This window comes from Pseudomonas sp. Sample_10, from assembly GCF_004321495.1.
Classification (GTDB): Bacteria; Pseudomonadota; Gammaproteobacteria; order Pseudomonadales; family Pseudomonadaceae; genus Aquipseudomonas.
Genome location: NZ_RCOE01000268.1, coordinates 1 through 685, shown reverse-complemented (window position 1 = coordinate 685; position 685 = coordinate 1). Strand labels below are relative to the sequence as shown.

General features: G+C 61.6%; 1 protein-coding gene. It reads right to left on the bottom strand.

Features of this window, described 5'->3' with window-relative positions:
• A partial coding sequence (locus D8U18_RS25510) for an ATP-binding cassette domain-containing protein (RefSeq protein ID WP_131108873.1) occupies nucleotides 1-685 on the bottom strand: 685 nt, incomplete at both ends.

Sequence of the window (685 nt, the reverse complement as noted above, 5' to 3'; positions counted from 1 at the left end):
TCGACGTAGAACACCGAGTGGCCGCCGAGGTAGGCGATGTCATGCACCTTGCCGCTGGACCAGTTGTAGCGCGTGTCGGGTTTGGTGGTGCTGACCAGCAGTTTTTCCGGACGGATCGCGTAGGTGATCGACTTGTCCTGCACCGACGTGCTGACGCCGTGGCCGACGTAGATCTTCTGTTCCAGGTCGGGGCTGTGAATGATGGCGTGACCTTCGAGGTCTTCCACCACGGTGCCGTCGAAGGCATTCACGTTGCCGATGAATTCGCAGACCATGCGGCTGACCGGCGCTTCGTAAATGTCCACCGGGCTGCCGATCTGGGCGATCCAGCCCAGGTGCATGATTGCAATGCGCTGGGCCATGGTCATGGCCTCTTCCTGGTCGTGGGTCACCATCACGCAGGTCACGCCAACGCGCTCGATGATCTCCACCAGCTCCAGTTGCATCTGCGAGCGCAGCTTTTTATCCAGCGCGCCCATGGGTTCGTCGAGCAACAACAGCTTCGGCCGCTTGGCCAGGGAACGGGCCAGCGCCACGCGCTGACGCTGACCACCGGACAACTGGTGCGGTTTGCGCTTGGCGTATTGGGTCATGTGCACCAGACGCAGCATTTCTTCCACACGGGCGTCAATTTCGGCGGCGGGCAAACGGTCCTGCTTGAGGCCGAAGGCGATGTTCTGCGCCA